The organism is Phormidium pseudopriestleyi FRX01 (assembly GCF_017313335.1).
Taxonomy (GTDB): Bacteria; Cyanobacteriota; Cyanobacteriia; order Cyanobacteriales; family Laspinemataceae; genus Laspinema; species Laspinema pseudopriestleyi.
Genome location: NZ_JAFLQW010000065.1, coordinates 1 through 9,427, shown reverse-complemented (window position 1 = coordinate 9,427; position 9,427 = coordinate 1). Strand labels below are relative to the sequence as shown.

Below are 9,427 nucleotides of genomic sequence, written 5' to 3'. Positions count from 1 at the left end.
GGGGCCTAATCACCCTTAACCGACTAACTCAGTCCCACGCTTCGCTAACGCCTCCGGAGTTAACCCATTAAACTCCATGATTTGCGTCGCACTTGCGGTCGTCTCTCCCCGCTTCCAGGCAAAAACATCCCGCTTGGCGGTACTGCGTAACATAATTGGTTCCAGCATACCCGAGGCACCCCCGGTTACCCCAATTAAGGCATCGCCGCCAAAGAACTTCTCAAACCCAGCATCATCCAAAAATCCGCCATCGGCTTGGGAACAGGTATTCCAGGCGACATCATGGGGACGATACAACCGGCGTGGACTCACAATAGATACAATCTTCGACCCAATCCCTTGAGCTTTTAATTGCTCCGCTGCGTCATACACGGGAATCAAAGTCATGTCCCCAATCACCGCAAAGACAACGGTTTTATCTCCGGGAATCTCTTGGAGGACGACTGCCCCATCTTGTAAGGCTTGTTGAGTCTGCTCAAACGTGGTGCGAATCGGTAACGGAGTTTTACTCGCCGTAATCACAATCCCTTTATTCTGGGTACTCAGCGCCCAATCATAACAGACTTGGATGCTGTTGGAATCCGGGGGGAACAAAGGGAAAACATTGCCATTTCGCATCATTGCGGCAAAGTAGTTTTCAATTTCTGGACGTTGGTGAGTCCAACCATTGCGCCCTTGTTCTAACGCCCCTGCGGTATATAAAGTTACCGTACTCGGTGTCGGACGGCGTAATTCCGCCATCGCTTGGGTGACGGTTTGCCAGACGGGGACACCGTTAATGGCAAAAGATTCGTAGGAACACCAGAGGGTCCGCGCCCCAAATAAGGCTAAAGCTGCCGCTAATCCGGCGCAGGCATCTTCGCTTAAGGGTTCATAAACTTGGCCTTTGGGTCCTTGAAAATAGGTGTCGTCGGCGGTAGGGTGAATAATTTTTAGGGCAACGTTGATGTTGTTGATGCCGGAAGCGGCGTTACCATCAGCGTTGGTGACCACAAATTTGGGGTCTTTTTTGCCGACGTAGGCGACGAGTTCTCCCATTGCGGTGGTGGCAATTTGTTTCTCACCGATCGCATATTGCTTGAGGGGGAGTTTGCCTAACTCCGGCAAAGCTAACTCAAATTCGGTTTTGACAATAGTAGCGGCAGGTCCCCCAGCAGCCCGTTCAAAATTGGTCCGAACCAGTTGCCAAGCTTCGGGACTCAGTGCACGAGTTTTGAGGGCGCTGATGATTTCTTCGTTATCCAGGGTGTGATGTCCATACAGGTTATGGGATTTGGCCCCAAGGGCATGGACTCCAGACCCTTTGAGTTGTTTGATGATTAAGACGGTGAGTTTGCCGAAGAGGGCGGATTTGGCCGCTTTGTCCGTCGCTTCAATCACCGCTTGGGCAAATTCTAACCGTTTCTCGAACGAAAAGGCAGTGCTATCGACATATTCACCCGGTTGGTTGGCATCGTCATAGTCTTTGGCGTTGACGAGGATGATTTCCTGGAAACCGTTGCCTTGCCAGTATTCAATCATCTCTGAGTTGGGTTTGGTGGACACCATGCTGTGATGTTCCTGGGAATACCCGTTCCAAACCAGGATGGGGAGGAAGTTGGTAACTTCGGGATAGGCGGTGTGGAAATGCGCCATGCTACTCATGACGTAGGGTTCGCCGATGCCGCCATCGCCGATGGTGACGGGGAAGAGGATATCCCGATGCAAAAGTGCGCCTGCCATCGCGAAATGCTGCCCTTGTCCCAGGGGTCCTGCGGGGTTGAGGAGTCCGGGAATTTGTCCGGAGAGGTGTCCGAGGAGTCCTTTGTGCTCCCGGAAGCGATCGCGCATTTGTTGGACGGTATGAATGCCCATTTGCTCTAGGGAGCGATCGAGGAACATATTACTGTAAAAGCCGGGGGCATGGTGTCCGACTTCGGTGATAATGTTTTTATGACCGAGCATTACTAGGGCGGCGATTCCGTCGGCAACGCTGGCAAATCCGCCGGGGTGTCCGGAGGCTTTAGAGGCGGTGACTTGCAGGATCAGGTAGCGCAGGGCATCGGCAGCGAGGAGGGTCTGGTAGGCGGCGGAATGGTCCGGGGGTGAGGCGATCGCGGTTTTCCCCGTGGCGATCGCGGGCTCTTTGCCGTAACGGTCAAAATCCGGCCATTGTTCGCCAAAATATTGAATGCCCTCACAAAATGCTGGTGTCTTTGCCGGTGCAGATGGAGTCTTTGTCGTCATGCCTATTTTTTAACCTCTATGAAACTGTAATTCTTGCATTTTTACAATTATTTCACAAATTTACCCTCTGGTTTACAGGTTTCACAACCTTTTTGTTGTTCAAGTCCATCAGTTCTACTTGGGGTAGCCATAAACTGAGGCGATCGGCGATGTGGGGACCCGAGAATTCCCTGCTTGGTACTGGGCGCTCAGTTTATTGGAGGTGAGACTGGGGATGAATTCTGGGAACCCCTCCATCCGAGTCAAAATCCCCTAAGATACAACAACCCCCTGACAATTTTTGATGACGTTTGCTGGTAAGCTATTTTGCCAGGACTGACGCATAGTTGGAGAATCCACCCTGAAAAATGCAGGGGCATCCAAGGGAATTGCCCCTACAGATTTAGAGGTAATGCGTAAGTCCTCGGAGGGTGCGGTTGCTGTATAATAGTTGAGTAAGTAGAAAGGGTAAAAGTCGTTGAGTTCGGGGGAGGGTCTCACTTCAACCGGGTTTATCGTCTTGGGCGATCGCTCAGGATAACGGTCAAAAAATCTCTGAAAATCGGGCTTGAAATTCCAGCTAACCGATGAGGTCTATTAAAACAATGTTAAAGGGAAAACGAGCAGGAGGAATTTTAAAACCTCGGTGGTACAGGACCGGGGTCACCGCCCTATTTTTGGTCCTTTCTGGCGGGGGACTGGTCAATCCCGTGCAAGGGCAAATTGTCCCCGATCGCACTTTACCCAATCCGTCCCAAGTCATCAATCAAGGGACGGGTTTAGTGATTGAAGGAGGAACCCAGGCCGGGGGGAATTTATTTCATAGTTTTACGGAGTTTTCTGTTCCCACGGGTGGGGAAGCCTATTTTAATAATACTCCGAATATTATCAATATTATTGGTCGAATTACCGGCAGTAATCTTTCTAGTATTGATGGGTTAATTCGGGCCAATGGCAACAGCAATCTATTTTTACTCAATCCGAATGGAATTGTCTTGGGTCCCAATGCTACTTTGGATATTGGCGGGTCGTTTGTGGTATCTACAGCGGAGGCGATGGAGTTTGCCGATCGCCATCTCTTTAGTGCTACAAATCCCACGGAATCTCCCCTACTCACCCTGGCAGTTCCCATCGGATTACAATATGGTCCAACGGTTGGAAATATCACCCTAGAAGGTTCCCGCTTAGAAGTGGAACCCCAGCGCAATTTAGCCATTCTCGGCGGGAATTTAGTCATGAATGGGGGACAGTTACTCGCCCCATTCGGTAACATTACCTTAGCGGGAATAAGTTCAGGAGAACTCGCCCTAGAGAATACTATTCCCGAGTTTTCTAATACCGTCAATGGGGCTGATGTTACCCTGAGTAATGGGGCGATCGTGGATGTTACGGGTAGCAATGGAAGTATTCAGGTACAGGGGAATCATATCACCCTAATCGGGGGTTCTCAGTTGCAGGCGGGAATGGCTCTGAATGGGGGTGAAATTGGTTCCAGGAGTGGGGATATTCGCGTCAATGCTCGGGGAGATATCCGCCTGAATGAGCGGAGTTTTATCAGCAATTTAGTCCCATCGGGAGCATTAGGAACTGGGGGGAATATTCAGGTAAGTGGGAATTCAGTGAGTCTGATGAATGGGGGGAGAATTACTACGGCAACCTCCGGGGTAGGAACGGCGGGAGAGATTCAAATTAATACTCCTGTTTTAGAGATTTCCGGATTTAGCCCCGATGGGTTGTTTAGTGGAATTCTCTCCCAATCCCAAGGGGGGGATAGTGGGGGAAGTGGCCGAATTACGATTAATGATGTGAATCATCCTTTGGGGGCGGTTCGGTTGAGCGATCGCGGTTTTATTGCCACCGTCACAGAGAGTCATCAAACTGGGGGGGATATTAACTTAAATCTAAATAGGTTATCAATAGAAAGTGGGGGACAAATAATTACCATTGCCACTCATACCGGACCGTCTGGAAACATTACGGTAACCGCAACAGAAAGCGTAACCATTGATGGAAATAGTAGAGGGTTTCTGGAGTCTCCCTTTGACAATCAAGAAATGACTGTTTTTAATCTGGATGACTTAGAATTTACCACCAATTTTAATCCAGAAGTCGAGGCATCAGGACCACAAGGTATTCCTTATGTTACCGTGGAAAGGACTCCGGAACAAATCCCGAGTGGAAATACAGTCTTAGGTCCAGCAACCGAGAGTTTTGACTATTTTTCATTTACCGTTGTTACACAGGGAAGGGGAATTTTTGATATTGATGGCGGAGATGGATACCAGGATATTCCCGGCAGTTTAGATACGGAAATGGTCCTATTTGACCGCGCTACCGGAGAAATTATTGCCCTAAATGATGACTCTAGTATTAACGAGGGGGCTTTAGGCAGTACCGTCGAGCAAGATTCGTATCTTTCCATTGATAGTTTATATCCCGGAACTTATGTAATTGGGATTGGAGAATTTGATACAATTCCCAATCCCGTGGAACTCCTAGAAGGGGATGAAATTGATATCGGAGATACCTATCGCTTGCACATTTCATTGGAATATCCGGGGACAAATATGACGTTACCTCAAGAAACCGTCGCTTTAGGTAATTTTAACCCCAATTATGGCGGCAGTAGTGGGATTGTTTCTCTGACTCGGACTGCGGGAAACAGTGGAGATATCCGAATTAATACTGGGAGTTTATGGGGAGGTTCCCCGGGACAAATCCTCTCTACAACCTTCGGAACGGGACAGTCTGGAGATATTACTTTAGTCGCGAATTCAGTGGAACTAACTCGGGCTAATGTTGCCAATATCACCCGAGGCAGTGGCAGTGCAGGCAGCATTTTTGCCGTTGCTGAATCTTTTACCCTGAACAATAACGGGATTCTTAATCTCAGTAATTTTGGAGAAGGGGATACGGGAGATATTCAAATTGATGCCGAAAGCGTTAATTTACTGAATGGGAGCATTATTAATAATAGCACTTATCTGAGTGGCAATGCGGGGAAAGTGATAATTAATGCTCGCAGTCGCCTGGTAGTCACGGGAAATTTGGATAATATTGAAAGTCGGATTTTAAATTTGGTAGGGGCTCCTTCCTCCGTCGGCAATGCGGCGGGAATTGAGTTGAATACGGGGGAATTGATTCTGGGAGATGGGGGCGGAATTAATTCCACCAGCTATGGAGAAGGCGATGCGGGACCGATTACAATTCAGGCCAGAGAAGGAGTGACTTTAACCCGATTGGGACCGAATCAACGGGGTTCGTTTATATGGAGTCGCATCCGAGGGACTGGGCGAGGAAATGCGGGGAATATTACCCTAATTACTCCCAGGATTTTTATGGATGATGGGGCGGCAATTTCCAGTTTTACTCAAGGCATTGGCAATGCTGGAAGTGTGAATATTCAGGCGGAACAGATTGTGGTATCCGAGGGTTCGATTGACAGTAGTGTTGAATCAACGGCAGTGGGGGATGGAGGAGAGGTGAATATTAATGCCCAAACTCTTTCTTTAAGCGATCGCTCTTAAATCAGTGCTAAAACTGAGGGACAAGGAGATGGGGGACAAGTCAGGATTCAAGTCAGCGATGCGATCGCCTTAGATAATAGTACAATTACCACCAGCAGCGCCACCGAGGGCATCGGCGGAAATGTGCAAATTCAAGGGGGAAGTTTACTGTTAGATAATCAGTCCTTTATTACGGGAGAAACTACCTCCTCTCAAGGGGGAAATTTACAATTAGAATTAAGCAGTCTTCTCCTGATGCGTCGAGGCAGTCAAATTACAGCCACAGCGGGAACCGCAGGCGCAGGAGGCAATGGGGGAAATATCAATATTTCAGCCCCAGTAGTCCTGGCATTTCCCCGGGAAAATAGTGATATTACAGCCAATGCTTTTGAAGGGGATGGCGGCAATATTCAACTGATTGCTGAAGGCATTCTCGGATTAGAATTTAGAACCCAATCTACCTTCCAAAGTGATATCACGGCGAGTTCTGAATTGGGAGTATCCGGCAATGTGATCTTATCGACTCCCGCAGTAGAACCCGGTTCGGGATTAGTGGAATTACCCCAACAACTTTCGGATCCGGCGAATCAAGTTACCGTCGGTTGTGCGGCAGCAGAGGGAAATTCATTTACAATTGTCGGACGGGGTGGATTACCGGAAGACCCCAAGGGGACAATCCAGGGTCAAACTGTCTGGGAGGATTTGCGCCAATTTTCGGCAGACATGACTCGGAGTGAGGAGACAGGAACTCAGGGGCGATCGCAACCTTTGCCACCGTTAGTAGAAGCAACAGAATGGAGGATAAATCCGGAGGGGAACATCGCCTTAATTGCGACTATTCCCGCAACTCTGGGCGATCGCCTCCCGCCCTGTCCTTCCTCACCCACCGAGCCCATCCGGGAGGCACAATAGTCATGCTCAAACCCATCACCACCTATCTAAATTCCCGTCAAATCCGACAATTCCTCCTACTCACCCTCCTCACAATTCTCACTATCATCCATCCCCATCCAGCCACCGCCATCCCCCCCATCTCCCAAACCCCCGACCCCACCGAATTAGTCCAACTTGGCACTACCAAGTATCAACAGGGACAATTCCTAGAGGCAACCCAGCTATGGGAAGAAGCAGCAGCCATTTATAGCGATCGCCTCGTCCCGTTAAACCAAGCCCAAACCCTCACCTATCTCGCCCTAGCTTATCATAAGTTAGGCCGTCGCCCCCAAGCAGCCACCGCGATCGCCCATAGCTTGGAACTCTTGCAACAGGTTAATCCCTTGCCCTCCAGAGGGTTAGCGATTCTCGCCCAAACCCTGAATACCCGAGGCATTCTCGAACTTGCCGATGGACAGAATCAAGCCGCCTTAGAGACGTGGAAACAAGCTGCTGACACTTACGATCGCGCCGGAGATGACATCGGCAAGTTAGGGAGTCAAATCAACCAAGCCCAAGCCCTGCAAGCCTTGGGCCAGCATCGCCGCGCCCGCACTTTGTTGGAACAATGGATACCCGAATTAGACCGACAACCGGATACCCTCTTGAAAGCTGATGGATTGCGGAGTTTGGGGGTTGCCCTCCAAACCATCGGGAATTTAGAACAATCTCAGGCGGTTTTAGAACAGAGTTGGCGAGTCAGCGATCGCCTCAAATCCCCCGGGGATACTAGCGCCACGTTACTCAATATCGGGAATATCGCACGGTATTTACACCAGGATGAGATTGCCATTACCTACTATCAACAAGCGGAACAATTAGCCACCGAAACCCTCACGCGATCGCAAGCCCAACTCAACCAGTTTAGCCTATTTGTTGCCCTCGGTGACTGGAATGCCGCCCGCAGATTACGCCCCCAACTACAATCTCACCTTGCCACCCTTCCCCCCAGTCAATCTGCCATTTATGCCCGAGTGAATTTTGCCGCCAATTGGCTGAAAATGGGGGAAGACCTGCCCGAAATTGCTCAAGGGTTAGCCGAAGCCATTGCGATCGCCAAGGAACTGCAAGATGGGCGATCGCAAGCCTACGCCCTCACCCAACTGGGGCAGCTTTACCGCCAAGCGGAACAGTGGCAAGAGGCCGAAACCCTCACAGAACAAGCCCTCCAAATTGCTCAATCCATCCAAGCCGATGAAATTATTGCCCCGGCTGCTTGGCAATTGGGTCAGATTCTCATCCAACAGCAACAACTCCAACCGGCCCTCACGGCGTATAATATTGCCTTTGAAACTTTGAAAAACTTGCGCCGAGACTTAGTAGCCATTTCTCCGGACCTCCAGTTTGATTTCAAAGAAAGTGTAGAACCAGTCTATCGAGAACTGGTGAGTTTACTCCTCCAACCCGATGCCACACCGGAAGACATTGAACAGGCTAGACAAGTCATGGAAGCCTTACAAATTGCTGAATTAGATAACTTTTTCCGCGAGGCTTGTTTAGATGTGCAGCCGGTACAATTAGAGCAAATTGATACCCAAGCGGCTGCCATTTATCCCATCGTCTTACCCGATCGCCTCGAAGTAATTCTCTCCCTGCCGGGTCAACCCTTGCGCCACTATACTACACCCCTGAGTAGCAGTCGCATCGAAGCCACTCTCGAAGAACTGCGATCGGCCATGCACCCCGGCTATTCCTCCCCAGAACGCTTGCGCCTTTCCACCCAAGTCTATGACTGGCTGATTCGACCCATAGAAGCGGATTTAGCTAAAAGTGAGATTACCACCCTCGTTTTTATTCCCGATGGCGGTTTCGCCTCCATTCCCCTCGCGGCGCTGTATGACGGCAGTCGCTATTTGATTGAAACCTATAATACCGCCCTGAGTCCCGGGTTACAACTGTTTCCCCAAGGACTCACCCAGGAAAAACTCACCGCCCTCACCGCCGGGTTAACCGAAGGGCGACAAGGATTTTCCCCCCTCCCCGGAGTCGCCGAAGAGTTCCAACAAATTACCCAGGCAGTGCCAGGGGATACATTGCTCGATCGCCAATTTACCCTCGCCCAATTTGAAGCCCAACTCAATCGCAAATCTTACCCGATTATTCACTTAGCCACCCACGGACAATTTAGTTCTAATCCCGAGGAAACTTTTCTATTAACCTGGGATGGGCGAATTGTTATTAAAGATTTCGATAAGTTTTTCAATAAGCAACGCTTAGGGATTCTCAAACCCATTGAACTATTAGTAATGAGTGCTTGTCAAACCGCAACTGGAGACAAACGTGCTACACTCGGTTTAGCCGGATTTGCACTCCGTTCTGGAGCCCGCAGCACCCTGGCTAGTCTCTGGTCCGTTCACGACCAATCCACCGCTGATTTAATGAGCGAGTTTTATCGCCAATTAACCCGATCCGAGGCAGGAATGACGAAAACTGAGGCGTTGCGCCAAGCTCAATTGGCCCTATTAAATGACCCATTGCACAAACATCCCTATTATTGGTCGGCGTTTATTTTAGTCGGAAATTGGTTATGAAACGGGTTTCTACTGTTCTATGTTTTCCCCAAAATCATAAGGTGTCCCCATGAATCACACACCACGCATTGTTATTCCAGCCTTCATGTTTGCAACCCTAGCCGGGGTATTGGCCCTATCTGCTTTGGCCCAGCCTGTTCAAGCGGAATCGGTCAAAGTCCCGGCCTTGATTAGCCTGCAATTTCAGCCCCCTGGCGACCCAGTACCGGCTACCAGCGTGGGGGGAGGCACTCGCGGTAACGTGAGATTTGC

Annotated in this window: 4 protein-coding genes and 1 pseudogene; 4 read left to right on the top strand and 1 reads right to left on the bottom strand. The window is 49.8% G+C overall.

Translation table 11 applies throughout. From position 1 onward, the window contains the following. Positions 1 to 15: 15 nt before the first annotated feature. A complete protein-coding gene (locus tag J0895_RS02775) occupies positions 16 to 2,226 on the bottom strand; it encodes a phosphoketolase family protein (RefSeq protein ID WP_207086609.1) in 2,211 nt (736 codons plus the stop codon). 584 nt (positions 2,227 to 2,810) lie between these two features. On the opposite strand from J0895_RS02775, the gene J0895_RS02770 reads away from it, so the two are divergent. The 4 genes and pseudogenes from J0895_RS02770 to J0895_RS02760 form a co-directional block, all read left to right on the top strand. Continuing rightward, positions 2,811 to 5,732, top strand: coding sequence for a DVUA0089 family protein (locus J0895_RS02770; RefSeq protein ID WP_242541002.1), 2,922 nt, complete (start codon positions 2,811 to 2,813; stop codon positions 5,730 to 5,732). Between the two features lie 123 nt (positions 5,733 to 5,855). Then, positions 5,856 to 6,623 (top strand): S-layer family protein, encoded by a 768-nt coding sequence (locus J0895_RS25595; protein ID WP_242541001.1) that lies wholly within the window; start codon positions 5,856 to 5,858, stop codon positions 6,621 to 6,623. Positions 6,624 to 6,625: 2 nt separating this feature from the next. Then, positions 6,626 to 9,175, top strand: a complete 2,550-nt coding sequence (locus J0895_RS02765) for a CHAT domain-containing protein (RefSeq protein WP_207086608.1) — start codon at positions 6,626 to 6,628, stop codon at positions 9,173 to 9,175. 49 nt (positions 9,176 to 9,224) lie between these two features. Further along, positions 9,225 to 9,427 (top strand): annotated as a pseudogene (locus J0895_RS02760) (DUF928 domain-containing protein); the annotation flags it as partial.